Origin of the sequence: Actinoplanes ianthinogenes (assembly GCF_018324205.1) — a bacterium.
Lineage (GTDB): Bacteria > Actinomycetota > Actinomycetes > Mycobacteriales > Micromonosporaceae > Actinoplanes > Actinoplanes ianthinogenes.
In genome coordinates this window covers 6,441,663-6,467,236 of sequence record NZ_AP023356.1, presented here as the reverse complement: position 1 = coordinate 6,467,236, position 25,574 = coordinate 6,441,663, and the positions used below count along the sequence as shown (strand labels likewise).

The following is a 25,574-nucleotide window of genomic DNA, read 5'->3' as shown; positions in this document are numbered from 1 at the left end:
CGGCGAGTGCCGACGGGCCGTTCTGAGGAAACGCCTTACTTCCTGCCGGAGAGTTCCTCGCGCTTGCCACTGGTGATCGGGGCCGGCGAGACCGGCGCCTCGGCCGGTTTCTCCACCGGGAAGAAGAAGCCCTTGACCGCCGGCGCGAGCGCCCCGATCTTGTTCATCTTCTTCGGCACGACCCAGCCGCGGTACTCCAGCGGGATCGGGTGACCGTGCTCGTCCACCGGGCCGAGCGGCTGGTGCACCTCGACGAACTGACCGTTCGGCAGGCGCTTGATGATGCCGGTCTCCACACCGTGGGCCAGGACCTCGCGGTCGTGCTGCTGCAGACCGAAGCAGATCCGGACCGAGACGTAATACGCCAGCGGCGGGAGGATCAGCAGGCCGATACGACCGGCCCAGGTCATCGCGTTCAGGCTGATGTGGAACTTGTCGGCGATCACGTCGTTGCCGCCGGAGATCGTCGCGACCAGGAAGAACGCCAGCGCCATCATGCCGATGCCGACGCGCTCCGGGTTGTCCCGGGGACGCTGCAGCAGGTGGTGGGTGCGCTTGTCCTTCAGCTTCCGCGCTTCCAGCCACGGGTACGCCATCGGCAGCGTGAACAGCGCGCCGAGGCCGACCACGGCGGGCCAGAACAGCGGCGGGATGCTGTAGCCGTCGCCGAACGGGATGTAGATCTGCCAGTTCGGCATGAGCCGGACCAGGCCGTCCATGAACATGACGTACCAGTCGGGCTGGGACGCGGCGGAGACCTCGGCGGCCCGGTACGGACCGAACATCCAGATCGGGTTGATCTGGAACAGACCGGCCATCAGCGCGATGACGCCGAAGACCGCCATGAAGAAGCCGCCCTGCTTCATCACGTACCGCGGGAACATCCGCTCGCCGACCACGTTCTCGTTGGTCCGCATCGGGCCCGGCCACTGGGTGTGCTTCTGCTTGAACACGATGCCCAGGTGCACGCTGATCAGCGCCAGCAGGATGCCCGGGATGAGCAGCACGTGCGCGATGTAGAAGCGGCCGATGATGAACTCGCCCGGGTACTCCCCGCCGAAGATGGCGGCGGACAGCCAGGTGCCGATCACCGGCAGGGACAGCATGATCGCGGAGGCGATGCGGAGACCGGTGCCGGAGAGGCCGTCGTCCGGCAGCGAGTAACCGGTGAAGCCGGCGAAGAACCCGAGCAGGAACAGGATGACGCCGATCACCCAGTTGATCTCACGCGGCTTGCGGAACGCGCCGGTGAAGAACACGCGGGCCATGTGCACCACGATCGACGCCATGAACAGCAGCGCCGCCCAGTGGTGCATCTGGCGCATGAACAGACCACCGCGCACCTCGAACGAGATGTGCAGGGACGACGCGTACGCCTGGGACATCTCGGTGCCGCGCAGCGCCGCGTACGAACCGTCATACGCCGTCTCGGTCATCGACGGGTCGAAGAACAGCGTCAGGAAGACACCGCTCAGCAGCAGCACGATGAACGAGAAGAGGGCGATCTCGCCGAGCAGGAACGACCAGTGGTCAGGGAAGACCTTGTTCAGCAGCCCGCGCAGCGGGGTGGCAGCCTGGAACCGGTCATCGACGCCCTTGGCGAAGTTGGCGGTTGCCTCGGCGGGATCAAGCTTTCGGCGTTTCACGGCCGCTCCCAGAAGTCGGGTCCGACAGTGTCCTTGAAGTCAGACGTTGCCACAAAGAAACCTTCGTCGTCCACCGAGAGCGGCAACATCGGCAGACGCCGGGTGGCGGGACCGAAGACCGGCTGCGCGTTGTCGGTGATCAGGAACTGCGACTGGTGGCACGGGCAGAGCAGCCGGTTCGTCTGCTGCTCGTACAGGCTGGCGGGGCAACCGGCGTGCGTACAGATCTTCGAGTACGCGACGTAGTCGCTCCACATCGAGCCCTTGTTGCGCGGGTCGGCGTCGGCGTTCGCCCGGGTGATCGCCGCGTCGTCGGGCCGCAGGTGGATCAGCAGCGTCGGCGAGTCGGCGTGCTTGTTCGTGGCGCCGCCCGGGATGCCCGGGTAGACGGTCATCTGACCACCGGCGCTGACGTCCTCGGGGCGGATCGGGGATCCGTCCTCGCGGGTCAGCCGGACCAGCTTGTCGCCGTTGGTCTTCGGATTGAAGCCGGTGCGGTACATCATCGGCTCGGGGTCCTTGTGCGGGTTCTGGATCAGGCCGCCGACCAACGGGGCCGCCGCGGCCAGGCCGAGCGGGGCCAGGCCGAGGCCGATCGCGCCCTTGAGCAGCGGCCGCCGCTGCACACCGAGCTCGTCCGCCACGTACATCATGGTCTGACCGGTGATCAGCCGCTCGTCGTCGCCGGACGGGTCACCGTGCCGCTGCTGGATCGAGAGCTCGTGCGGCAGCAGTTTCTTGGCCCAGGCCAGGATCGCGATGCCCAGGGAGAACAGCGCGATGCCGAGGCTGATCCCGAGGACCGGCGTGTAGTAGTCGTTGATCGTGTGGCCGAGCTGGTACTCCCACGGCCAGACGATGTAGAAGACCAGGAACGCCACCGCGAACAGGCCGGAGAACAGGAACAGGAAGGCGATGCTGCGGACGACCCGCTTCTCGGCCTTCGAGTTCGGCCCCTGGAACTGCGACTCGTACGTGACGATCTCGATGTCGTCGCGCCGCAGCCCCTCTTTGACGATGTCGAAGCGGGTCAGCTTCGGATCGTTCACGTCGACCGGCTCGGCGGCCGGGCCGTGATGCGTTGTCATGACTTCCCCGCAATCCAGAGCGACGTGAAGACCAGGATCGTGATGCCGACCAGGAAGATCGCCATGCCCTCGGTCGCCGGACCGTATCCGCCCAGGTTGAAGATGCCGCCCGCGTCCTTGTTGTCCTGGAGCTGCACGGTGATGTACGTGATGATCTCGCGCTTCTGCTCCGGGGTGAGCTGGTTGTCCCCGAAGACCGGCATGTTCTGCGGGCCGGTCAGCATGGCGGCGTAGATCTGCTCAGGCGTGGCGTCGTGCAGGCTCGGGGCGAACTTGCCCGAGGAGAGCGCGCCGCCGGCGCCGGTGAAGCTGTGGCAGGAGGTGCAGTTGACCCGGAAGAGCTCGCCACCGCGCGCCAGCGCCTCGGGGTTCGCCTTCGGGTCGAGCTTGAGCTCGCCGGCCGGGATCTCCGGCCCGCCACCGATCTCCTGGATGTACTGCGCGAGCTGCTTGGTCTCGTCCGGCGTGAACTGCGGCTTCTTCTGCTCGGCCTGCGCCTCCTGGCGGGCCATGGGCATGCGCCCGGTGCCCACCTGGAACTCGACCGAGGCCGATCCGACGCCGATCAGGCTCGGACCGCGGCCCGCGACACCCTGACCGTCCCGCCCGTGGCAGGAGATGCAGCTGTTGTCGAAGAGCTCTTTGCCCTGCTGCGCGGCGCTGGAGAGCGGGGTGCTGTCCTCGGCGAAGGCACCGGGGGTGAAGGCGGTGTACACGCCGCCGGCGAGCGCGAGCGCCGCGATCATGCGAACGGCCGCGCCGACCCGGCGGCGAGCCCGGCTGGGCGCGCCGCCGCGCCGGGAGAACACCCGGGCACGCCTGCGGGCGGGGGTGTCAGAAGTCATGGGCTATGTCCCTCTGGGTGTCGTTAGAAGTCCTCGCCTGCGGCGCTGAATCACTTGAGCCAATAGATCATGGCGAACAGCGCGATCCACACGATGTCCACGAAGTGCCAGTAGTACGACACGACGATCGCCGACGTGGCCTGTGCCGGGGTGAAGCGGCCCATGGTCGTCCGGATCATGTAGATGATGAAGGCGATGAGGCCGCCGGTCACGTGCAGGCCGTGGAAGCCGGTGGTCAGGTAGAACATCGAGCCATACCCGTCACCGTTGAGCTTCACGCCCTCGTGGACGAGGTTCCGATATTCGTTCGCCTGGCCCAGCACGAAGATCAGGCCCATCACGAAGGTGATCGTGAACCAGCGCCGCAGCGCGAACACGTCGCCCTTCTCCGCCGCGAAGACGCCCAGCTGGCAGGTCACCGACGAGAGGACCAGGATCACCGTGAACGTGGTGGCGTACGGGATGTTGAGCTCTTTGGTGTGCTCCGCCCACATCTCGGGAGCCGCGGCGCGGATCGAGAAGTACATGGCGAACAACGCCGCGAAGAACATGAGCTCGCTGGAGAGCCACACGATGGTCCCGACGCTGACCATGTTGGGTCGGGTCAGCGAGTGGATCCGGCTCTTGTCGATGGCTGCCGCTGTCACGGGCTCATTATTCCCCCGCGGTAGGTCCAAGGTCAGGCGGGGTCCCTAATCCGGCAGTGTGTGCAGCCCGGAATATTCGGTGACCAGCGGGTAGGTCTAGCTTCGAGTGGTGCAGTCAGTCGAAATCGCCTCGCTGGCGGACGCGGCCGGGGATACTGGACTCCCACCGTTCACCGCGTCGGCCATCTTCACCCAGTTCCACTGGTTCAGCCTGATCGCGGTGGGCCTGCTGGTCGCGGCAGCCCTCTATCTGTACGGCGTGCACCGCCTCCGCCAGCGTGGCGACCACTGGCCGGGTGGCCGCACCGCGGCGTTCGTCGCGGGTGGACTCGGCTCGATCGCCGCCGTCTCGGTGACCGGCATCGAGGCGTACGACACCACGCTGATCTCGGTGCACATGGTCCAGCACATGGTGCTCTCGATGATCGGGCCGATCTTCCTGGCCCTGGGCGCGCCGACCACCCTGGCCCTGCGGGTGCTGCACGGCCGGCCGCGCAAGACGCTGCTCGCCGTCGTCCACTCCCGGTACGTCCGGGTGCTGACGTTCCCGCTGGTCGCGTTCGGACTGTTCATCGCGAACCCGTTCGTCCTCTACTTCACCGGGCTGTACCGGCAGACCCTCGAGCACGCCTGGTTGCACGAGTTCGTCCACATCCACTTCATGGTCACCGGGTGCCTCTTCTTCTGGCCGCTGCTCGGCCTGGACCCGCTGCCGAACCGCTGGCCGTACCCGGGACGCGCGCTGCTGATGGTGCTGTCGGTGCCGTTCCACACCGTGCTCGGGCTGACGATCATGCAGCAGCAGGAGCTGCTCGGCGGTGATTGGTACCCGAACCTGCACCTGGCCTGGATGAACCCGCACTCGGACCAGGTCACGGCGGGCGGCATCCTGTGGGCCGGCGGCGAGATCGTGAGCGTCACCATGCTGGGCATCCTGGTGGTGCAGTGGGTGCGCCAGTCGGAGCGGGAGGCCCGCCGGATCGACCGTGCCCTGGACCGGGCGGAGCTGGAGGAAGCCGCGGCAGCGGCCAAGATCACAACTGCGGAGAACCCCGAGCGACCGGCCCCGGACCCGGGATAACAGATCCGATACGATCCCTGGGACCTACAAGGTGAAGTGGGGCACAAACATGAGCGACACCACCACGACCCAGTACACGGTTCTGCTATACAGCGACGACGCCGCGGTGCGCGACCGGATCCGGCTCGCCATCGGCACGCGTCCGGCGGCCGATCTCTCCGTCGAGTTCGCCGACGCCTCCTCGTGGGAGGAGTGCCGGCGGCTGCTCGACGACTACGAGATCGACCTGATGGTGCTCGACGGTGAGGCGACCCCCGCCGGTGGGCTCGGCATCGCCCGTCAGACCAAGGACGAGTACCAGGACCCGCCACCCACCTGCGTCGTGATCGCCCGTGCCGCGGATCGCTGGCTGGCGGCGTATTCGCAGGTCGACGCGACCCTGCTGGCCCCGCTCGACCCGGTGACCACCGGGCAGACGGTGGCCGGGCTGCTCCGGGCGCGCCGCGACGGCGCGATCCCGCTGGGCGCCCTCCCGCGCACCTGACCGACTGAGAAGACACCCCCCGACGGAGGCCCCGCCATGGGCGCACGCACCTGGCCGAATCTGACGATGTCCCTGCTTCGCGGCGAGGAGCTCGCCACCGCGGACACGGCCTGGGCGATGGGCGAGATCATGGCGGGTAACGCCACGCCGGTCCAGATCGCCGGCTTCGCCGTGGCGATGCGCGCCAAGGGCGAGACGCCGGCCGAGCTGGCCGGTCTGGTGGAGGCGATGCTCTCCGCCGCCACCCTGGTGGAGCTGCCCGCCGAGGTCCGCACCCGCGCGGTCGACGTGGTCGGCACCGGCGGCGACCGGGCCAACATGGTGAACATCTCCACCATGGCGGCGATCGTGACGGCCTCCGCCGGGGTGACCGTGGTCAAGCACGGCAACCGGTCGGCGTCCTCCACCACCGGTACCGCCGACCTGCTGGAGCACTTCGGGATCCCGCTGGACCTGGGCCCGGCCGGGGTGAACCGGACGGTGGCCGAGGCCGGCATCGGCTTCTGCTTCGCCGCTCGGTACCACTCCGGCATGCGGCACGCCTCGGTCACCCGGCGGGAGCTGGGCGTGCCCACCTTCTTCAACATGCTCGGCCCGCTGACCAACCCGGCCCGCCCCACCTCGGCCGCGGTCGGCTGCTTCGAGCCGCGGATGGCGCCGGTGATGGCCGCGGTCTTCGCCGAGCGCGGCGACTCGGCGCTGGTCATGCGCGGCGAGGACGGCCTCGACGAGTTCACCACCGCGGCGCCGACCCGGGTGTGGATCGCCCGCGACGGGAAGGTCGAGGAGCTGTTGGTCGACGCGACCGAGCTGGGCCTGGCCCGCAGCGCGCCGGACGCGCTGCGCGGTGGGGACGCCGCGTTCAACGCCGACGTGGCGCGCCGCGTGTTCGCCGGTGAGGCCGGTCCGGTGCGGGACGCGGTGCTGGTCAACGCCGCCGCGGCGTTCGCCGCGCAGAGCGGTTTTCCGGGCGATTTCCGGGACACGCTGCGGGCCGGCATCGCCCGGGCCGCCGAGGCGATCGACTCGGGCGCCACGACCGCGCTGCTGGACCGGTGGGTCACGGCCGCCCAAGCCGCCAAGGCCGCCGAATAAACCCCATTTTCGGTACGCCCACAGCACCCGCCGAGCCCGCACCCCGCCGCAACACCGCCAGTGACACGCACCACCTGTGGCACCGGCCCGCAGCACCCCGCTCGCGGCCCGCAGCACCCCGCTCGCAGCCCCGCACCGGCCCGCAGCGTCGGCCCGCGGGCTCTGCCTCGGCTCCGGCGTGACCCGCGACACCCATCCGTGGGTCACGTCCGTTTAAGGCACTACCTGCTGAAAAATCCTGAAAAAGACTGCAACACGCCGCCGGGAATGCTCGGCATCACCCGGCCGACGTGACAGCGTCTGAATGACATTCGGGTAATCCCACCTTCCGCACGAAGGAGAAGCCCGTGGACGAACGCGAACTGCGCTGCGTCATCTGCGACGGCGACATGCTCTTCGAAACGCCGCCCTGCGACGACGGGCACGACGACTGCCCCGAGCTGGTCTGCACCCGCTGCGGCGCGGCCGAGGTGGTCGCCCCGATCGTCGTGCACCTGTGGATGCCGCCGAAATCTCCCCGCCGGATCGCTCCCCAGCAGCGCACGGCCGCCGCCTGACCCGGCCGGCGAACCCCCACACCCGGCTGGCCCCCACGGCCCTTCCCGGTGCCCCGATAGGGCCATGACCACCAGCCCACCAACCCCGGCTGGCACCGAGCGCCCTATCCCCCGCCCCGATAGGGCCATGAGCACCAGCCCACGAACCCCGGCTGGCACCGAGCGCCCTATCCCCCGCCCCGATAGGGCCATGAGCACCAGCCCACGAACCCCGGCTGGAGCTGAGCGCCCTATCCCGCGCCGGGATAGGGCCATGAGCACCAGCCCGACAACAGAGCGCCGCGACCACCAGCCCACCACACCCCGGCTGGCCCTGAGCGCCCTATCCCCCGCCCGGAAAGGGCCATGAGCACCAGCCCGACAACGGAGGGCCGTGAGCCGCGCAGCGGGCCTGCGGCGGAGCGGCCTCGCGCTGCCCCGGGACACACCCGTGCGTCGCGGGTCGGTCTCGGGTGGGACCGCCTCGCGCTGGACGGCGGGGCGGGGTTGGTGCGGTTGGGGCGGGGCCTAGGAAGCGTCTCTCGGATCACGTTGGCTCGTTGATGGAACGTGCCGGTTCGTCGATGGATCTCTGATGACATGTGGGCTCGGGTGGAGCCCCATCTGCCGGACCGGTCGCCGCAACGCGGCGGCCGGTGGGCTGATCACCGTGAGGTGATCGAAGCGATCGCGTGGAAGTACCGCACCGGGTCACCGTGGCGCGACCTGCCCGACGAACTGGGATCGTGGAAAGGGGCCTACTCCCGGTTCCGGCGCTGGACCCTAGACGGGACCTGGCAGAACGTGCTGACCGCGGTGCAGGCCGACGCGGACGCGGCAGGCGAACTGGACTGGTTGGTCACGGCAGTCGACTCGACCGTGGTCCGCGCCCATCAGCATGCGGCCGGGCTCAGGCCGGGAAAAGACCACGTCGGCGAGAACCCGCCGACCACGGCCTCGGCCGGTCCCGCGGCGGCTTGACCACCAAGCTTCATCTGGCCGCCGATTCCTGCTGCCGACCGATGAGCCTGGTGGTCACCGCCGGCCAGGCCGGTGATGCACCACAGTTCGAAACGGTCATGAACGCCATCCGCGTGCCCCGCCAAGGATCCGGACGGCCACGACAACGGCCACGGCGGGTTCTCGGGGATAAGGCGTACTCGTCGAGGGCGATCCGTTCTTGGCTGCGCCGCCGCGGCATCCGCGCAACCATTCCACAGCCGTGTGACCAGCAAGAACATCGTCTGCGGCGAGGCAGTCACGGCGGCCGTCCACCTGCTTTCGACCCCGTCGCCTACCGACAGCGCAACATCGCCGAACGCTGCATCAACCGGCTCAAACAATGGCGCGGCCTGGCCATGCGTACCGACAAACTAGCCGTCCACTACCAGGCCGCACTCACCCTCGCAGGGATCCTGCTCTGGGCCAAACCATGATCCGAGAGACGCTTCCTAGGCGTACCGAAAAAGAAAGCCCACTCTCCGGAGAGAGCGGGCTTTCCTTGAGTTGAGCGGTCAGTGCTCGGCGGGCTGCCGGGTGCTGGAGTAGTACTCGAAGAGCATGCCGCAGGCGCTGAGGATGACCATGACCAGGCCGACCGCGAGCAGCCACCACATCCAGAAGACCAGGCCCATGCCGGCCACCGCGGCGGAGAGCGCGATGCCGAACGGCCAGTAGCTGCCCGGGCTGAAGAAGCCGAGCTCACCGGCGCCCTCGGCGATCTCGCCGTCCTCGCGGTCCTCCGGGCGCAGGTCGATGCGGCGGGCGACGAACCAGAAGAAGCCGCCGCACATCGAGCAGAGCAGTCCGGAAAGAATCAGCGCGACGGTGCCCACCCACTCGACGTGGTCACCGGAGCCCTTGGTGTAGAAGCCGTAGACGGTGGCCGCGGCGAAGAGGAACAGGGCGACCCCGGAGAAGATCTTGTATTCGGTCCTCACGTCACACCCCTACTTCCCGGCCGCGATGGCGTCGGAGGCGCCACCCTGGTTCCAGCTGTGCGTCCCGCGCCGGGTGTCGAACGGCTGCGTGGTCGTCGCGTAGGCCGGCTCACCGATGGTGACCAGCGCCTGCGGCGTCGACTGACCGGCTTTCTTGGCGGCCAGGAACTGGTCGAACTTCTCCGGGGTGACCGCGACCAGCTCGAAGTTCATGAACGCGTGGTACGTCCCGCAGAGCTCGGCGCAGCGGCCGACGTAGTGCCCGGTCTTGTCGAGGGTGACCTCGAAGACGTTGCGCACGCTGCCCGGCATGACGTCCCGCTTGAACAGCAGCTCCGGCACCCAGAACGAGTGGATGACGTCCTTGCTCGTCTCCTCGAAGCGGATCTTCTCCCCGACCGGCAGGACCAGCGACGGGATGACGTCCGAGGAGCCCACCGTGGACGCCACGGTGTTCGCGTCCTTGCCGATGCCGTCCCGGTACTCGAACTCCCAGTTCCACTTGAAGGCGGTGATCTGGACGATCTGATCCGGGTTCTTCGAGAGCTTGTCCACGTCGGTCTGCACGATCGCGGTGTAGTAGAAGAGCACCGCGACGATCAGCACCGGGGCGACCGTGTAGAGGACCTCCATCGGCATGTTGAACCGGGTCTGCACGGGCAGCTCGTCGCCGCGCTTGCGATACCGGATGATGCACCAGAAGATCAGGCCCCAGACACCGAAGCCGACCACCAGGGCGGCGATCGTCGAGGCGATCCACAGGTCATACATCTTGTGCGCCTGAAGGCTGATCCCCGGGCCGGGCCATCCGAAGTGGCCGAACTTGCTCCCGACGTCCTCGACCGAGCACCCGGCGAGCAGCGCCAGCAGCAGCGCGCCACCGAGACCCAGCCCGGCCGCCCGGCCACCTGCCCGCGGCCGTGTGGCCGAACTCCTTGCGCCCACCTGCTTCTGCCTCCTTAGCAGCGCCGCCTGCGCCGAAAACGGACACCTGGCGGCAAGGCTCACCGACGGTCGCACACTACTCGACCAGGGCCGGGCCGCCCGTCACCGGGGGGCGTTCGAAAAATCTCCAGACAACCGGACGATACCGTTCCCCTTGTGGATTACACAGGCGATCCGCACGTCTACCTGGACGCCGCCAGCGCGGCGCCGTTGCACCCGGTGGCCCGGGAAGCGCTGCTCGCGGCGCTCGCCGACGGCTGGGCCGACCCGGCCCGCCTCTACGCGGCGGGCCGGCGGGCCCAGCGGTTGCAGGAGGCGGCGTCCGCGGTGGTCGCGGAGATTCTTTCGGTACGCCCGGACGAGCTCTCGTTCTGGCCCTCCGGCACCGCCGCCGCGCAGGCGGCCGTGCTCGGCGGCCTGGCCGGCCGCCGCCGTGCCGGGTCCACGCTGGTCCACTCCGCGATCGAGCACTCCACAGTGCTGCACGCGGCCGGGACCACCGAGGCCCGTGAGGTGGGAGTGGACCGCCTCGGCCGGCTCGACCTCGATGCTTGGTCGGCCGCCGTGTCCGCCCCCGGCGTGGCCCTGGCCGCCCTGATCAGCGCCAGTCACGAGGCCGGCACGGTCCAGCCGGTGGCCGCCGCCGCGGACTACTGCGCGGAATCCGGGGTACCCCTGTTCGTCGACGCCGCCCAGTCGGTCGGCCGGGTCCCGGTGCCGCCCGGCTGGTCGCTGCTCAGCGCCAGCGCGCACAAGTGGGGCGGCCCGCCGGGCGTGGGGCTGCTGGTGGTCCGCAAAGGGGTGCGATGGATCTCACCCTCTCCACAGGATGATCTTTATCGCCCCCGGCCGCAGGGCGCCGCCGACCTGCCGGCGATCGTGGCCGCCGCGGCGAGCCTGCGTGCGGTGACCGCCGAGGCGCAGGCCGAGGGGGTACGCCTCAGCGCCCTGGTGGACCGGATCCGGGACCGGGTGGCGGCCACCGTGCCGGACGTGGAGATCGTCGGCGACCCCGTCGACCGGCTCCCCCACCTGGTCACCTTCAGCTGCCTGTACGTGGACGGCGAGGCGCTGCTGCACGCCCTGGACCGGCGCGGCTTCGCGGTCTCGTCGGGCTCCTCGTGCACCTCCTCGACGCTGCGGCCGAGTCACGTGCTGGAGGCGATGGGCGTGCTCAGCCACGGCAACGTGCGGGTGTCGCTGCACCGCGGGACCACCGAGGCCGAGGTGGACCGGTTCCTCGCGGTGCTGCCGGAGCTCGTCGCGGACATCCGGAAGGAGGCCGGGTTCTGATCACGCTGGACTGCCGGGGGCAGAAGTGCCCGCTGCCGATCATCAAGCTGGCCAAGGCGATGCCCGGGGCCGCGGTCGGCGAGATCGTCCGGGTGCTCGCCGACGATCCGGCCGCGGCCAACGACATCCCCGCCTGGTGCCGCATGAAGGGGCAGGAGTTCGTCGCCGGCCACGGCCATCAGTTCGACGTGCGCAAAGTCGGCTAGCTCAGGTAGCTGACCACCTGCGGGACCGGGTCCTTCGCCAGGAAGGTGTCGACGACCAGGCGGGGGCCGAGATAGGGCTCGTACTCCGACTGGCGCTCCAGGACACGCACCCAGTCCGGGACGCCCTCGTGGTCGCGGGACGCGTACCGCGACTCCACCCGGCGGCGGTGCTCCGCGTCGTCGCCGCAGATCACCTCGACCACGCGCAGCGGCACCGCCATCCGGTCGGCCAGGTCGACCCAGAGCTCCCGGGCCGCCTTGACCGGGCTCACCGCGTCGATGATCACGTGGTGACCGATCTTGAGCTGCTCCTCGGCGAGGGCGGCGACCACGCCGTAGGCGGCGTAGCCGGGACGGGTCTCGTGCACCGCGTACCGCTGGAGGGCGAAGTCGACCGTGTCGACGGCGAGCACCGCCGCCGGCAACGCGGCCGCGACCCCGCCGGCCAGCGTGCTCTTCCCGACGCCGGGCAGGCCGGCGAAGACCGCGAGGACCATCAGGCCGGCAGGTGCGGGGCGATCTCGGCGGCGGCCTGCTCGCCGTACGCCGCGGTGAACCGCTTGAGGAAGTCGGTCGGCTTGACGTCGTACTCCTGGGTGCCGACGGTCTCCAGCACCAGGGCCGCCACCAGCGAGCCGACCTGGGCGGAGCGCTCCAGGCCGAGACCCCAGGAGAGGCCGGAGAAGAAGCCGGCCCGGAAGCCGTCACCGACGCCGGTCGGGTCCTCGCCGAGCACGTCCGGGACGACCGGCACGTGGATCCGCTCGATGCCCTTACCGGTGATCTCCACGCCGTCCTTGCCCAGCGTGGTGACCCGGATCCGCACCTGGTCGAGGATCTGGTCGCCGGTCAGGCCGGACTTGCTCTCCAGCAGCGAGCGCTCGTACTCGTTGCAGAGCAGATAGTCCGCACCCTGGATCAGGGTCAGCACGTCCGAGCCGTCGATCCGGGCCAGCTGCTGGGACGGGTCGGCGGCGAACTTGTAGCCCCGGGTGCGGCACTCCTGCGAGTGCCGGATCATCGCGGCCGGGTCGTTCGCACTGATCAGGACCAGGTCGATGCCGCCGGCCCGGTCGACGACCGGCGCCAGCTCGATGTTGCGGGCCTCGGCCATCGCGCCGGCGTAGAACGACGCGATCTGGTTCAGGTCGTCGTCGGTGGTGCAGACGAACCGGGCGGTGTGCGCCACGTCGCTGATGTGCACCGAGTCGCAGTCCACCCCGTGCCGCTCCAGCCAGGACCGGTAGTCGGCGAAGTCCGCGCCGACCGCGCCCACCAGGATCGGCCGCAGACCGAGCTTGCCCATCCCGAAAGCGATGTTCGGCGCGATGCCGCCGCGGCGCACGACCAGGTCGTCGACGAGGAACGAGAGCGAGACCTTGTGCAGCTGGTCGGCGATGAGCTGGTCGGCGAACCGGCCCGGGAAGTGCATCAGATGGTCGGTGGCGATCGAGCCGGTGACGGCGATCTTCATGGCGGCCCTCAGGTGTTGGGGATACAGGGTCGTTACGGCTAGAGACTACCGGTCCGTTACGCGGAACAGGCCGCCCCGTTGACGGGACGGCCTGTCCGATGGTGCACGAACGAACTCGAGGATCAGTGGAACGAGTCACCGCAGGCGCAGGAGTTCTGCGCGTTCGGGTTGTCGATGGTGAAGCCCTGCGCGTCGATCCGGTCCGCGAAGTCGATGGTGGCGCCCGCCAGGTAGGGAGCGGACATCCGGTCCACCACGACCTCGACGCCGCCGAAGTCGTTCACGACGTCGCCGTCGAGCGAACGCTCGTCGAAGAAGAGCTGGTAACGCAGGCCGGAGCAGCCACCGGGCTGTACGGCGATGCGCAGGCGCAGGTCGTCGCGCCCTTCCTGCTCGATCAGGGCCTTGACCTTCACCGCGGCGACGTCGGTGAGGATGACGCCGGTCGGGGCGGTCGCCTCGGTCGACTCGGTGTGCGCTTCAGTGGTCACTTAGGTATCTCCCTGCCAGGTGCGGTCATGTGCCGTACCAGGCAACGCTAACCCTAATCCCCAGGATTCCCAATCTCAGTGGTCACAGATCACCGACTCCACTGCCGGGACAGCCGCTCGGCGAGTTCCCGCAGGCCGCGGGCGGGTTCGGCGAGCGCCTTCTCGACCGAACCGTAATGGTCGACCAGCGTGTGCGTCTCGGTCACACCCGCTGCCGACGCCTCCCGGTGCCCGGTCTCGTTGCGCCCGGCCAGCACCACGCACGGCAGACCGCGGTCGCGGGCCCCCGCGGCGATCCCGGCGACCACCTTGCCGCGCAGCGACTGGTGGTCGAAGCTGCCCTCGCCGGTGATCACCAGATCCGCCGCGTCCAGCTCCCGGTCCAGCCCGATCAGGTCGCCGACCAGGCCGATCCCCGAGGTCACCCGGGCGCCGAGGGCGATCAGGGCGGCCCCCAGACCGCCGGCCGCGCCGGCTCCCGGCCGGGCCGCCAGGTCGTCGATCCCGAAGGCCTTCTCCAGTACGCCGGCGAAGTGCTCCAGGGCGGCGTCGAGGCGGAGCACGTCCTCCCTGGTCGCGCCCTTCTGCGGGCCGAAGACGTTGCTGGCGCCGTGCAGGCCGGTCAGCGGGTTGTCCACGTCGGTGGCCGCGACCAGGGCGACCTGGCGCAGCTGCGGGACGCCGGCCAGGGCGGCGGCGGTGATCAGCGGGGCGCCGCCGTAGGGCAGCGCGTAACCGGCCACGTCGACCGGGGCGGCGCCGAGCGCGGCGAGCATGCCGGCGCCCGCGTCGTTCACCGCCGAGCCGCCGAGACCGATCACCACCTGGGCGGCGCCGGACTCCACCGCGGCGGCGAGGAGCAGGCCCAGGCCGTACGAAGAAGTCTTGGTGGGGTCTCGCTCCTCCTGCGCCAGCAGGTGCAGGCCGCAGGCCTGCGCGCTCTCCACGTAAGCGGTCCCGCCGGCGAGCAGGATCTCGCCCCGCGCCGGACGGCCGAGCGGGTCGACGGTCTGCACCGGGATCCGCCGCCCGTCCAGCGCGGTGGCGAGCACCTCGACGAAGCCGGGACCGCCGTCGGCGATCGGCCGCAGCACCAGCTCGTCGGAGGGGACGGACCACCCGTCGGCGACGGCCTGGGCGACTTCGGGGCGGAAAGGGTGCCGGCGAACTTGTCCGGACAGATCAGTACGCGCACGCCCAGGAGTGTGCCAGCACACGCTGTCCGGGCGCAGCTACCGTCTCAGCGGCTGTGCAACGATGATTGGCGTGACGTCGACCTGGACCGAACCCGGAAACACCCCTGTTGCGCTGCTGCTTCTCGGCAAGGGCAGCGACCCGGCCAGCGAGCGGGGCGTGGACTGCCCCGGCGACCTGCCGGCACCCAGCGACCCCGACCTGGTCGCCCGCGCCACGGCCGCCAAGGCCGCGCTCGGCGACCGGGTGTTCGTGCTCGGGCATCACTACCAGCGCGACGAGGTGATCCAGTTCGCCGATGTCACCGGCGACTCGTTCAAGCTGGCCCAGCAGGCGGCGGCCCGGCCGGAGGCGGAGTTCATCGTCTTCTGCGGCGTGCACTTCATGGCCGAGAGCGCCGACATCCTGACCCAGCCGTCGCAGCGCGTCATCCTGCCGGACCTCGCGGCCGGCTGCTCGATGGCCGACATGGCCGTGCTCGGGCAGGTGGAGACCGCCTGGGAGCACTTCCAGGACCTCGGCATCGCCGGCGACATCGTCCCGGTGACGTACATGAACTCGTCCGCCGACATCAAGGGCTTCGTCGGCCGCAACAAGGGCGTCGTCTGCACCTCGTCGAACGCGAAGCGCGCGCTGACCTGGTCGTTCGAGCAGGGTTCCAAGGTGTTCTTCCTGCCCGATCAGCACCTGGGCCGCAACACCGCGGTGCTGGAGATGGGCTTCGACCTGGACGACTGCGTCCTCTACGACCCGCACAAGCCGCACGGCGGCCTCACCGACGAGCAGCTGCGGAACGCGCGGATGATCCTCTGGCGCGGGCACTGCTCGGTGCACGGCCGGTTCACCCTGGACAGCGTCCGCGACGTCCGCGAGCGGGTCCCGGGGGTGAACGTGCTGGTCCACCCGGAGTGCCGGCACGACGTGGTCAAGGCGGCCGACTTCGTCGGCTCGACGGAGTACATCATCAAGGCGCTGGACGCCGCGCCCGCCGGTTCGGCCTGGGCCGTCGGCACCGAGCTCAACCTGGTGCGCCGGCTGGCCCTGGCCCACCCGGACAAGCAGGTCATGTTCCTCGACCGGACGGTCTGTTACTGCTCGACGATGAACCGGATCGACCTCCCCCACCTGGTGTGGGCGCTGGAGGAGCTGGTCGCCGGCCGCGTGCCGAACGTGATCACGGTCGACGAGAAGACCGCGCACGAGGCACGCGTCGCGCTCGACCAGATGCTCGCCCTTCCGTAACGCTGTGTAGCCGGGAGATTTCACCTCGGAGGGTGATTGCCCGGCTACTCCGTTTTCTCGGCCGCGCGACGACTGGCGTACTTGTCACTCAGCGCTATGCTTCCCCGGTTGCAGAATCGGGTACCCCTGCCCGAGTTCATGCCCCTCGATCACCGGGCGTACACGCCCGCCGGCTGGAGGTTACGTTGACCGACGATGTCCTGATCGTGCACGGCGGTACGCCGTTGCAAGGACAGATCCGGGTCCGTGGCGCCAAGAACCTGGTTTCCAAGGCGATGGTCGCCGCCCTGCTGGGCGAGTCACCGAGCCGCCTCTTCGACGTGCCGCGGATTCGCGACGTCGAGGTCGTCCGCGGCCTGCTCGGCCTCCACGGGGTCAAGGTCAGCGACGGCGCCGAGGACGGCGAGCTGGTCATGGACCCCACCAACGTGGAGTCCGCCAGCACCGACGAGATCAACGTGCACGCCGGCTCCAGCCGGATCCCGATCCTGCTCTGCGGCCCGCTGCTGCACCGGCTCGGCCACGCGTTCATCCCGGACCTGGGTGGCTGCCACATCGGGCCGCGCCCGATCGACTTCCACATCAAGGCGCTGCGCGAGTTCGGCGCCGTGGTGGAGAAAACGCCCGAGGGCATGCACCTGAGCGCCCCGAACGGGCTGCACGGGGCGAAACTGGAGCTGCCGTACCCGAGCGTCGGCGCGACCGAGCAGGTGCTGCTCACCGCGGTGCGCGCGGAGGGCGTCACCGAGCTGCGCAACGCCGCGATCGAGCCGGAGATCATCGACCTGATCTGCGTCCTGCAGAAGATGGGCGCGATCATCACGGTGCACACCGACCGGGTCATCGAGATCCAGGGCGTACCCAAGCTCTACGGCTACGAGCACAAGCCGATCCCGGACCGGATCGAGGCCGCCAGCTGGGCCGCCGCCGCGCTCGCCACCCGTGGCGAGATCGAGGTGCTCGGCGCCCGGCAGGCCGACATGATGACGTTCCTCAACGTCTACCGGAACATCGGCGGCGAGCTGAAGATCACCGACGACCGGGTGGCCCGCGACGGCGTGTCCGGCGCCGAGGGCGGCATCAAGTTCTGGCACCCGGGCGGCGAGCTCAAGGCCGTCGCGCTGGAGACCGACGTGCACCCCGGCTTCATGACCGACTGGCAGCAGCCGCTGGTGGTCGCCCTGACCCAGGCGCGCGGCATCTCGATCATGCACGAGACGGTGTACGAGCAGCGGCTCGGCTACACCGAGGCGCTCAACTCGATGGGCGCCACCATCCAGGTCTACCGGGACTGCCTCGGCGGCACCCCGTGCCGGTTCGGCCGCCGCAACTTCATGCACTCCGCGGTGATCGCCGGCCCGTCCAAGCTGCACGCGGCCGACCTGGTCATCCCGGACCTGCGGGCCGGCTTCGCGCACCTGATCGCGGCGCTGGCCGCCGAGGGCACCTCGCGGGTCTACGGCGTCAACCTGATCAAGCGGGGCTACGAGGACTTCGAGGCCAAGCTGGCCGCCCTCGGCGCTCACGTCGAACGCCCCTGAGCTGCGGTTTCGTCTCGATCAACGGCGCGGTGTGTCACACACCGCGCCGTTTGGCTACGCTCGTGGCGTGTCCCCGCTGTTTCGTCGTAAGCCAGTCGACCTCGTCGAAGACGCCACCTCCTCGGTGACCGAGGAGGATTCCGCCGATAACCGCCGCAAGAGCTACACGCCCAGCAAGAAAGAGCTGGGTGTGGTCACGCCGAAACGCGCGCCGCAGGGCCGCCGGGTCGAGGCCGCGCCGGCCGACCGCAAAGAGGCGATGAAGCAGCTGCGCGAGCGGCAGCGGCAGGAGCGCGCCGAGGCCGCCGAGGGCATGCGCCAGGGCGACGAGAAATTCCTGCTGGCCCGCGACCGCGGCCCGGAGCGCTCCCTGGTCCGCGACATCGTCGACTCCCGCCGCACGGTCGGCTCGTTCTTCATCGCCGGCGCCCTCATCGTGATGGTCGGCTCCCTGATCAAGAACTACGCGGTCGTCCTCGCGAGCAACGTGCTGTGGGCCCTGCTCGCCCTGGCCGTCGTGGTGGACAGCGTGTTCATCGCGCGCCGGATCAAGCGGCTGGTCAAGGAGCGTTTCCCGAGCTCGCAGCAGCGGATGGGCTCGCTCTACCTCTACGGCATCATGCGCGGCCTCACTTTCCGCCGCATGCGCGTCCCGAAGCCCAAGGTCGACCTCGGCGCCAAAATCTGAACCCCATTTTCGGTACGACCTGAGCGTCGCGTCCGTGGCCCCCGGTGGGGTCCGTGGACGCGACGCTTCTTTGTGCAAAGCGGGGCCGGTCGCCGTTCATGGACACGGTCGCCGCTCTCAGCCGGCCAGTGGTCAAGACGCGCCCCTGAGCGGTCGGGACACTCCTGCGGACCGGGTGGCACCGCTCGGCTGTCGGCGCCTCAGCACGGTCGGGACACCCTGCGGACCGGCCGATACCGCTCGGCTGGCGGCGTTTTCTACACGGTCGAAACACCCCTGCGGCCCCGCCGATACCGCTCGGCTGGTAACCGCGGATCATTCGCGCCGTTACCGGCGGCCGCGACAGTGAGCCGCGGCTCCGTTGCCTGGGACGCCGACCCCGCCAGGCCACAGGCCGCGAGCGGCGGCCGCAGCCCACTCCCGAGAATCCACAGTGCAAGGTTGTCCACAGCCCGCCCGACGATGCCCTCCACAATCCGCCACACTGTCCGAGGAAGGTCCCCCTCGGGAGGGTGGGCTGCGAGCGAGGGCCGGGAGCGGCGGGATGTCTGCCGACTACGGGAGGCCGGCCAGGCGGAGCAGGGCGGCGACGGTGGCTGCGGCGATGACGACCAGGACGAACGGGACCTTGCGCCAGGCCAGGAGGGCACCTACGGCTACGCCGGCGGGGCGGGCTACGCCGGCGAACTCGGTGCCGGCCATCAGGGTGGCGGTGCCGGCGAGGGCCGCGAGCAGGGCTGCGGCGGCCATCGGGAGCAGGCGCTGGACGGCTGGGGAGAGTTCCAGACGGTCGCGGAGGAGGACTCCGCTGAGGCGCATGGCGTAGGTGCCCACGCCGAGGGCGATGACGGCGGCGATCAGCATCGGTTCTCCTGGACACGCATGGTCGATCCGGTGACCGGAAGGACGCCGGCCGGGAGCGGTTCGCTTGCGGCGGCGACCGGAAGCGGCCCGATCGCGGCGGCGACCGGAAGGGGTTCGGTCGCGGCCTCGGCCGGGAGCGTTTCGGTCGCGACGGCGGCCGGAAGCGGTTCGCTTGCGGCGGCGACCGGAAGCGGTTCGGTCGCGACGGCGGCCGGCAACGGTTCGGTCGCGACGGCGGCCGGAAGCGGTTCGGTCGCGGCCTCGGCCGGGAGCGGTTCGGTCGTGGCTCTGGGGTGGCGGACTGCGGGGACCAGGAGGACCAGGAGGCCCAGGAGGGCGGCCAGCACCGGGAGGCCGGCCGGGAGCACCGGGGTCAGCAGGACGGCCAGGGCGGCTCCGGTGAGGGCGACCAGGCGGGTGTCCCGGTCGCGCAACGACGGGAGGATCAGGGCGATCAAGCCCGCGGGGAACGCGGCGTCCAGGCCAAAGGCGTTGGGGTCGCCGGTGGCACCGCCGAGGAGGACACCCAGGATCACGCCGGCGTTCCAGGAGATGACCAGGGAGACGGCGACCAGCCAGTAGACCCGGCGGCGGGCGGCCGGGGTCTGTTCGGCCAGGGTGAAGGCGACCACCTCGTCGGTCATCAGGTGGCTGCCGATCAGCCGGTCGCGCCAGCGGGTGCCGAGGGTGTCCGCGACCGCCAGGCCGAACGGCAGGTGGCGGGCGTTGAGCAGCAGGCCGGCGAGGACCGCGGCGACCGGGTTGCCGGCCGCGAACAGGCCGACGGCCAGGAACTGGGCGCCGCCGGCGAAGACCACCACCGACATCAGCGGGGCGAGCCACACCGGCAGGGCGTACCCGACGGTGATCGCGCCGAACGAGGCGCCCACCGCGAGGGTCGCCGCGGCCAGGGCCGCCACGTCGCGGGGGCGGGCTTGCGTTCGATATACCGTACCCATAGTTCGTCATGCTGAACGAACGCGAAGCGTTCGTCAAACCGAACGATTCGACCGATGGAGCGAACGCCCATGGAACAACCGGCACCGCCGCTCGCCGTCATCGCCGCCGCCCTGCGCCGCGAGCGGGACCGGGCCGGGATCTCGCTGGCCGAACTGGCCCGCCGCGCCGGCCTGGCCAAGTCCACGTTGTCGCAGCTGGAGGCGGGCAGCGGGAACCCCAGCATCGAGACGCTGTGGGCGCTCGGGGTGGCGCTCGGGGTGCCGTTCAGCAGGCTGGTCGAGCCGGAGCCGACCCGGGTGCGGGTGATCCGGGCCGGCGAGGGCACCACCCGGCTGCGCGCCGACCGGGCCGACTTCGTCGCCACGCTGCTGGCCACCGGATCCCCGCACACCCGGCGCGACCTGTACCTGATGGAGCTGGAGCCGGGCGAGGCCCGGGAGGCCGAGGCGCACATCCCAGGCACCGTCGAGCACATCGTGGTGGGCGCCGGCCGGATCCGGACCGGGCCGGTCGAGGAGCCGATCGAGGTCGGGCCGGGCGACTACGTGTCCTTCCCGGGCGACGTCCCGCACCGCTACGAGGCGTTGGAGCCGTCCTGGGCGATGCTCGTGATGGAGCACCGCTAGGCGGGCACCCCGCCGGTCCAGATGGAGATCGGGCCGACCGTCATGGTGCGCGGGAAGCTCGTCGCGGACGAGTCCACGTCGCCCGCGACCGCGACGTTGACCAGGAGGAACTGCGGCTTGCCAAAGGTCCAGGAGCGGCCCGAGACGACCGCGTCGGACGCCCAGAGGGTCATGGTCGGCTTCCGGTCGAGGAAGAAGCGGACCACGGTCGCGTCGAAGTAGACCCCGAACCGGTGGGGGCCGGCATCCAGCGGCACGCCGAGGTCGGTGGTGGCTCCGCCCTCACCCCAGTCGTACGGCCGGTCCAGCCGCGGGTCCGCCGCGTCCGGCAGGTGCGCGGCGGACTTGGCCAGGGTGGGTTCCGCGCCGGTGCCCTCGAAGACGTCCAGCTCGCCGCAGGCCGGCCAGCCGACCTTCTCCATCGACGTGCCGAGCAGCCAGAACGCCGGCCAGACGCCGGCGCCGACCGGGGCGGTCAGGGAGGCTTCGACGTACGAACCGGCCGGCACCGCGACCTTGCCCCGGGTGGTCAGCCGGGCGCTGGTGAGACCGCCCCGCTCGTCCCGCCGTACGGTGATCAGCAGCCGCCCGGCGCCGTCCAGCCGCACGTTGTCGCCGCTCGAGGTGTACGTCTGCAGCTCACCGTTGCCCCATCCGCCGGCGCCGAGGTCGTGGTTCCAGACCCGGCTGTCCGGTGCCGAGCCGGCCGCCCCGGCGAACGTGATCACCCGGGACGGCGCGCCGGAGACCCGGGCCGGCAGCGGGGCGGTCACCGCCTGCACGGTCAGCCCGGTCACCTGGATCGTGAACGGCCCACCGGCCGGCAGGCTCAGGTAGAACCCGGTGTCCGCCGCGCCGGCCGAGGTGGCCACCAAGGTCCGGGTCATCCGGCGCCAGCCGGTGCCGGCCAGGGTGCCGAACTCGATGACGCCGGCCGGGCGGTGCTCCCAGGCGCCGTTGGCGAGCAGCATGCCGAGCCGGCTTCCGGTGCCGGCCGTGTCCCGGGCCCACACCGTCATCCGGTAACTGCGGCCGGGGACGAACCCGCCGGTCAGCCGCGCCAGGGCGAAGGCCCAGGCGCCGGACGCGGCCGGCCGGCTCAGCTGGACCGCGGTACCGGCCGGCGCGCCGCGCAGGCCGGTCACCCGGCGCACGTCCACCTCGCCGGACTGCCCGGCCGCGGTCCAGCCGGTCAGGTCCCGCAGGGCGGAGCCGTTGAGCACCAACTCGGCGGCGGCGCCGCGGGCCGGCGCGGCGATCCCGGCGGCCAGCAGCAGGGCGGCCACGGCGGCGGCCAGGGCTCGTCGTCTCATGCCGCGCACCATCGCCGCCCGGGGCGGGTGGCGAAGCAGGACCGCCGGACCGCACCCGATTCGCTACCCGGCGTACAGCCGGGCGACCACGTCCTCGATGTCCGGCTCGACCACCGAGAGATCCCGGATCGGCACCGCCGCCACCAGCTGGGCGACGGCCTCGCCCGCCGTCACGCCGTCCAGCGCGAACGTCACCCGGTGCCGGTCGGCCTCGACGTCGACCAGCGTCGCCCCGGGCAGCCGGAACTCCGGCGGCAGCGGTGTCGCGAGGTCGGCGACCAGGCTGCGGCGGGAGCCGTACCGGGCGTGCAGCGCCTCGATCGTGCCGTCGTGCACCACCCGGCCGTGGTCGATCACCACCAGCCGCTCGCAGAGCCGCTCGATGTCGGCCAGGTCGTGGGTGGTCAGCACCAGCGTGACGTCGCCGGTGGCGCCCAGCTCGGCCAGGAAGGAGCGGACCGCCTGCTTGCTGACCACGTCCAGGCCGATCGTCGGCTCGTCCAGGAACAGCACCCGCGGGCCGTGCAGCAGCGCCGCGGTCAGTTCGCCGCGCATCCGCTGGCCCAGCGACAGCTGCCGGACCGGGGTGTCCAGGAAGTCGTCCAGGTCGAGCAGCTCGCGGCAGCGGCGCAGCCGGTCCCGGTGCTCCGCGGCGGGCACCCGGTAGATGTGCCGCAGCAGCGTGAACGACTCGTGCAGCGGCAGATCCCACCAGAGCTGCGAGCGCTGGCCGAAGACCACCCCGATGCCGAGCGCCAGCCGGGTGCGCTGCGGGACCGGGCGCAGGCCGCACACCTCCACGTCGCCGCTGGACGGGGTGAGCACGCCGGTCAGCATCTTCAGGGTGGTGGACTTGCCGGCGCCGTTCGGGCCGATGTAGCCGACCATCTCGCCCGGCTCGATGGTCAGGGTCACCCCGGCGACCGCCTCCACGGTGCGTTTCTCGCGGCGGAACCGGCCGCGCTTCACGCGTACGTCGAAGGTCTTTCGAAGGTCCTTGGTCTTGATCATGAGCCGGTGCTCCTGTAGTGACGGAGGCCGACGCGCCAGACGGTGGCGGCGACGGTGGCCGCGGCGAGCGCGACCAGCGGAGAGGCGAAGCCGGCCCAGGCCGGCAGACCCAGCGGGTCCGGGCGGCCGAGCAGGGCCAGGGCCGGTTGGTAGGCGACGAAGGCGAAACCCAGGGTGTACGCGAACAGGTTGCGGAAGACCGGGCCGTAGACCGTGATCGGGTACGACGCGAAGTCCCGCCCGCCGTAGGTGAAGGCGCTGCCCAGCTCCCCCGAGTCCACCCACCAGAAGGCCAGGCTCGCGCTGATCACGAAGATCGCGCTCATGAACACGGCACAGGACAGCGGCGCCACGGTGATCAGCACCAGCCGGGCCGGCGTCCAGTCGATGGTGTTCAGGCTGATCGCGACGCCCAGCACGACGAAACCGAAGACCACCCGCAGCGCCTTGCGGAGCGGCAGGTCCATCAGCAGCAGCTGAGGCAGCGCGGGCAGCGGCCGGACCAGCACGGCGTCCAGGGTCCCGGCCCGGACGTGGGTCTTGAGCCGGTCGATGCTGCCGATGGTGAAGTCGGCCACCGCGAACCCGGCCGCCGTGATGCCGGTCATCAGCAGCGCCTCGGCGAAGGTGAACCCGCCCAGCGTGTCGGTTGCCCGGAACAGCACCAGCACGGTGAGCACGTCGAAGACCGTGGAGCCGACGTTGCTCAGCACCTCGACCAGGAACGAGGTGCGGTAGGAGACGACCGAGCGGATCTGGGCCCCCGCCAGCGCGGCGTAGGCACGCAGCTCACCCACCCTGCACCACCAGGCGCCGCTCGGCCCGCCGCTGCACCAGCCGGGCCAGGAGCAGCAGCCCCACCGCCCAGCAGGCCTGCACCCCGACCAGCCCGGCCTGGAGCGCCAGGCCGTCCCGCTCGGCGGCCACGTCCAGCGGCGTCTGCAACAGGCTCGGCATCGGGGTGGCCACCCAGAGCGTGACGGCCAGCCACTCCGGCAGCATGCGCAGCGGGAAGTAGAGGCCGCCCAGCACACCGGCGCCGAGCACCCACAGCATGATCGGGCCGCGGGCGTCGTGCAGCCAGTACGCGGTGGTGTTCACCAGGTAGCGGCAGCCGAAACTGACGATCACCGCGAGCAGCACCGAGGCCAGGAACAGCGGGACCGTCTGCCAGCGGGTCGGTATCCGCAGCGGGAAGCAGAGCACTCCGACCACCACCGGCACGACGAACCGGGTCAGCATCGCGTGCCCGGCCCGGCCCAGGTCCGCGGCGAGGTAAGCGGTGAGCGGGGCGACCGGACGTAACAGATCGGCTGCGACGTCACCGGTGCGGATCCGCTCGGCGAGGTCCGCCCAGCCCCACAGCAGCACCACGCTGAGTAGACCCTGGCCGAGCCAGACGTAGGTGGCGAGCTGCTGCGGGTCGTACCCCGCGGGACGGCCGCCGGGAGCGCTCGCAGCCACCGCGAGCAGCACGTAACAGCGGAGGTAGCCGAAGACCACGTTGGTGAACGTTCCGGCTATGGTGGCTTGACGATAGGTGGTGTAGCGCCGGAAACCCGACCCGACCAGTGCACCGAAAGTAGCGACCCATCCCCTTAACGGACCAACCGTTGAGATCGTGAGCACGCTGGCGCCCTTCCCGGACACGCCGCTAATCTCCTTCCCACACACCCGCAGTGGAGCCGGGAGACTGTACCCGGGATCCCCGGTCGGCCACGGCTCGTTTTTCACACGTTGGAGTTCGCCGTGACGGAGCGTTGCCAATCGCCGGGCCTGGACGCCCGATGAACGGTTGGAGCTCCCGCCCGGGTGCGGAAGGCTGGGACGACGAACCGGCGTGGGTGTACGAGATCACCTGGGAGTGGGAACCACTTCCCGGTCAGCGCTACCCGGGCGACCCGGGCCGCCGCAAGGCCGTGCACACCCCGGTCTACGAGGCGTCCCGTGGTTCGTCCGCGCCGGTCAGCTCGGCTCCGGAGGGCGGTTCGGCGCAGGGTCGCGGCCGGGTTCCGGCTGAGGACCCGCAGAGGTACGTGGTCAGCCCGCCCCGTGACGCGCAGAACGATCCGTCGTGGAACCGGCCGATGCCCTATGGGGGCGCGCCGGATCAGCGGCGTGGGGCGGTGCCGGTCTACGGGCGTGGGGCTCCGTCGGTGCCGGTGACGCCCGGGCACGCGCGCGTGCCCGGGTCGGCGGCGCCGGTCTCGCCGGGGCGGCCTTCGTCGGCTCCGGTTTCGCCGGGGCGGTCTTCTGGGGCGGCTCGGGTTCCGCAGCAGCCCGAAGGTCCCCGTCGTGGTCCCGGTGCCCCTGGCGCTCCCGGTGCGCCTGGCGCTCCCGGTGCGGCTGGCGCTCCCGGTGCGG

At 70.6% G+C, this 25,574-nt stretch carries 26 protein-coding genes and 1 pseudogene; 11 read left to right on the top strand and 16 right to left on the bottom strand.

The features are described from left to right. Nucleotides 1–35: 35 nt before the first annotated feature. From qcrB to ctaE, 4 genes are read right to left on the bottom strand one after another with little or no spacing between them, the layout of a single operon-like run. Entirely contained in the window at nt 36–1,646 is a 1,611-nt protein-coding gene (qcrB, locus tag Aiant_RS29315; protein ID WP_189336260.1) for a cytochrome bc1 complex cytochrome b subunit, read from the bottom strand. After that, the gene (qcrA, locus tag Aiant_RS29310; protein ID WP_189336259.1) at nt 1,643–2,734 is read right to left on the bottom strand and encodes a cytochrome bc1 complex Rieske iron-sulfur subunit; all 1,092 of its coding nucleotides are present in this window, start codon (nt 2,732–2,734) and stop codon (nt 1,643–1,645) included. Before qcrA ends, qcrB begins: the two co-directional genes overlap by 4 nt. Next, the gene (gene qcrC / locus Aiant_RS29305; protein WP_189336258.1) at nt 2,731–3,579 is read right to left on the bottom strand and encodes a cytochrome bc1 complex diheme cytochrome c subunit; all 849 of its coding nucleotides are present in this window, start codon (nt 3,577–3,579) and stop codon (nt 2,731–2,733) included. Before qcrC ends, qcrA begins: the two co-directional genes overlap by 4 nt. 50 nt (nt 3,580–3,629) lie before the next feature. After that, complete coding sequence (gene ctaE, locus Aiant_RS29300) at nt 3,630–4,226, bottom strand: aa3-type cytochrome oxidase subunit III (RefSeq protein ID WP_189336257.1); 597 nt, start codon at nt 4,224–4,226, stop codon at nt 3,630–3,632. Nucleotides 4,227–4,335: 109 nt separating this feature from the next. On the opposite strand from ctaE, the gene Aiant_RS29295 reads away from it, so the two are divergent. The 5 genes from Aiant_RS29295 to Aiant_RS29275 all read left to right on the top strand — a co-directional run bounded on the left by Aiant_RS29295 (nt 4,336) and on the right by Aiant_RS29275 (nt 8,858). Further along, on the top strand, nt 4,336–5,307 hold the full coding sequence (locus Aiant_RS29295) for a cytochrome c oxidase assembly protein (protein WP_189336256.1): 972 nt from the start codon (nt 4,336–4,338) through the stop codon (nt 5,305–5,307). A 49-nt stretch (nt 5,308–5,356) separates the two neighbouring features. Next, complete coding sequence (locus Aiant_RS29290) at nt 5,357–5,791, top strand: hypothetical protein (protein WP_185040220.1); 435 nt, start codon at nt 5,357–5,359, stop codon at nt 5,789–5,791. Between the two features lie 36 nt (nt 5,792–5,827). Beyond that, nucleotides 5,828–6,886: an anthranilate phosphoribosyltransferase gene (gene trpD / locus Aiant_RS29285; protein ID WP_212846548.1), complete on the top strand. Its 1,059-nt coding sequence runs from the start codon at nt 5,828–5,830 to the stop codon at nt 6,884–6,886. 347 nt (nt 6,887–7,233) lie between these two features. Beyond that, nucleotides 7,234–7,443 (top strand): hypothetical protein, encoded by a 210-nt coding sequence (locus Aiant_RS29280; RefSeq protein WP_189336254.1) that lies wholly within the window; start codon nt 7,234–7,236, stop codon nt 7,441–7,443. A gap of 579 nt (nt 7,444–8,022) precedes the next feature. Next, nucleotides 8,023–8,858 (top strand): IS5 family transposase gene (locus Aiant_RS29275; protein ID WP_425322624.1). Its coding sequence is split into 2 segments (ribosomal slippage): nt 8,023–8,340 and nt 8,343–8,858, totalling 834 coding nucleotides; the frame shifts between segments, so codons are not numbered across the junction. Nucleotides 8,859–8,936: 78 nt separating this feature from the next. Here the strand turns inward: Aiant_RS29275 and Aiant_RS29270 are convergent. Both Aiant_RS29270 and ctaC read right to left on the bottom strand, forming a co-directional pair. Beyond that, a complete protein-coding gene (locus tag Aiant_RS29270) occupies nt 8,937–9,362 on the bottom strand; it encodes a cytochrome c oxidase subunit 4 (RefSeq protein ID WP_189334838.1) in 426 nt (141 codons plus the stop codon). A 9-nt stretch (nt 9,363–9,371) separates the two neighbouring features. Further along, complete coding sequence (ctaC, locus tag Aiant_RS29265) at nt 9,372–10,307, bottom strand: aa3-type cytochrome oxidase subunit II (protein WP_189334837.1); 936 nt, start codon at nt 10,305–10,307, stop codon at nt 9,372–9,374. A gap of 156 nt (nt 10,308–10,463) precedes the next feature. Between ctaC and Aiant_RS29260 the strand changes: the two genes are divergently transcribed. Both Aiant_RS29260 and Aiant_RS29255 read left to right on the top strand, forming a co-directional pair. Then, nucleotides 10,464–11,600, top strand: a complete 1,137-nt coding sequence (locus tag Aiant_RS29260) for a cysteine desulfurase family protein (protein WP_189334836.1) — start codon at nt 10,464–10,466, stop codon at nt 11,598–11,600. Then, on the top strand, nt 11,597–11,806 hold the full coding sequence (locus Aiant_RS29255; RefSeq protein WP_189334852.1) for a sulfurtransferase TusA family protein: 210 nt from the start codon (nt 11,597–11,599) through the stop codon (nt 11,804–11,806). The genes Aiant_RS29260 and Aiant_RS29255 overlap by 4 nt, the downstream gene beginning before the upstream one ends. Here Aiant_RS29255 and Aiant_RS29250 read toward each other — a convergent pair. The 4 genes and pseudogenes from Aiant_RS29250 to Aiant_RS29235 all read right to left on the bottom strand — a co-directional run bounded on the left by Aiant_RS29250 (nt 11,803) and on the right by Aiant_RS29235 (nt 14,966). Beyond that, nucleotides 11,803–12,303, bottom strand: a complete 501-nt coding sequence (locus Aiant_RS29250) for a P-loop nucleotide/nucleoside kinase family protein (RefSeq protein WP_189334835.1) — start codon at nt 12,301–12,303, stop codon at nt 11,803–11,805. The two genes, Aiant_RS29255 and Aiant_RS29250, sit on opposite strands and share 4 nt — an antisense overlap. Then, complete coding sequence (locus Aiant_RS29245; protein WP_189334834.1) at nt 12,303–13,280, bottom strand: carbohydrate kinase family protein; 978 nt, start codon at nt 13,278–13,280, stop codon at nt 12,303–12,305. Before Aiant_RS29245 ends, Aiant_RS29250 begins: the two co-directional genes overlap by 1 nt. A 122-nt stretch (nt 13,281–13,402) precedes the next feature. Continuing rightward, nucleotides 13,403–13,771, bottom strand: a complete 369-nt coding sequence (gene erpA / locus Aiant_RS29240; protein ID WP_185040212.1) for an iron-sulfur cluster insertion protein ErpA — start codon at nt 13,769–13,771, stop codon at nt 13,403–13,405. 89 nt (nt 13,772–13,860) lie between these two features. Continuing rightward, nucleotides 13,861–14,966: pseudogene (locus tag Aiant_RS29235) on the bottom strand (glycerate kinase family protein). Nucleotides 14,967–15,037: 71 nt separating this feature from the next. Here Aiant_RS29235 and nadA point away from each other — a divergent pair. The 3 genes from nadA (at nt 15,038) to Aiant_RS29220 (ending at nt 18,436) form a co-directional block, all read left to right on the top strand. After that, entirely contained in the window at nt 15,038–16,207 is a 1,170-nt protein-coding gene (nadA, locus tag Aiant_RS29230; RefSeq protein WP_189334832.1) for a quinolinate synthase NadA, read from the top strand. A gap of 185 nt (nt 16,208–16,392) precedes the next feature. After that, nucleotides 16,393–17,748 carry a UDP-N-acetylglucosamine 1-carboxyvinyltransferase gene (gene murA, locus Aiant_RS29225; RefSeq protein ID WP_189334831.1) on the top strand — a complete coding sequence of 452 codons (1,356 nt, stop codon included), beginning with the start codon at nt 16,393–16,395 and terminating at the stop codon, nt 17,746–17,748. Between the two features lie 67 nt (nt 17,749–17,815). Further along, nucleotides 17,816–18,436 (top strand): DUF3043 domain-containing protein, encoded by a 621-nt coding sequence (locus Aiant_RS29220; protein ID WP_189334830.1) that lies wholly within the window; start codon nt 17,816–17,818, stop codon nt 18,434–18,436. 555 nt (nt 18,437–18,991) lie between these two features. On the opposite strand, the gene Aiant_RS29215 is transcribed toward Aiant_RS29220, so the two are convergent. Together Aiant_RS29215 and Aiant_RS29210 are read right to left on the bottom strand one after the other, a co-directional pair. Next, nucleotides 18,992–19,300, bottom strand: coding sequence for an AzlD domain-containing protein (locus Aiant_RS29215; RefSeq protein ID WP_189334829.1), 309 nt, complete (start codon nt 19,298–19,300; stop codon nt 18,992–18,994). Next, on the bottom strand, nt 19,294–20,259 hold the full coding sequence (locus Aiant_RS29210) for an AzlC family ABC transporter permease (protein WP_189334828.1): 966 nt from the start codon (nt 20,257–20,259) through the stop codon (nt 19,294–19,296). Before Aiant_RS29210 ends, Aiant_RS29215 begins: the two co-directional genes overlap by 7 nt. Before the next feature lie 69 nt (nt 20,260–20,328). Between Aiant_RS29210 and Aiant_RS29205 the strand changes: the two genes are divergently transcribed. Further along, nucleotides 20,329–20,886, top strand: coding sequence for a helix-turn-helix domain-containing protein (locus Aiant_RS29205; protein WP_189334827.1), 558 nt, complete (start codon nt 20,329–20,331; stop codon nt 20,884–20,886). On the opposite strand, the gene Aiant_RS29200 is transcribed toward Aiant_RS29205, so the two are convergent. From Aiant_RS29200 to Aiant_RS29185, 4 genes are all read right to left on the bottom strand, one after another. Beyond that, nucleotides 20,883–22,199 carry a glycoside hydrolase family 16 protein gene (locus Aiant_RS29200; RefSeq protein WP_189334826.1) on the bottom strand — a complete coding sequence of 439 codons (1,317 nt, stop codon included), beginning with the start codon at nt 22,197–22,199 and terminating at the stop codon, nt 20,883–20,885. The genes Aiant_RS29205 and Aiant_RS29200 overlap by 4 nt on opposite strands. Nucleotides 22,200–22,262: 63 nt before the next feature. Next, a complete protein-coding gene (locus Aiant_RS29195; protein ID WP_189334825.1) occupies nt 22,263–23,210 on the bottom strand; it encodes an ABC transporter ATP-binding protein in 948 nt (315 codons plus the stop codon). Further along, the gene (locus Aiant_RS29190; RefSeq protein WP_189334824.1) at nt 23,207–24,007 is read right to left on the bottom strand and encodes an ABC transporter permease; all 801 of its coding nucleotides are present in this window, start codon (nt 24,005–24,007) and stop codon (nt 23,207–23,209) included. The genes Aiant_RS29195 and Aiant_RS29190 overlap by 4 nt, the downstream gene beginning before the upstream one ends. After that, entirely contained in the window at nt 24,000–24,713 is a 714-nt protein-coding gene (locus Aiant_RS29185) for an ABC transporter permease (RefSeq protein WP_229831059.1), read from the bottom strand. Before Aiant_RS29185 ends, Aiant_RS29190 begins: the two co-directional genes overlap by 8 nt. Nucleotides 24,714–25,574: the final 861 nt, after the last annotated feature.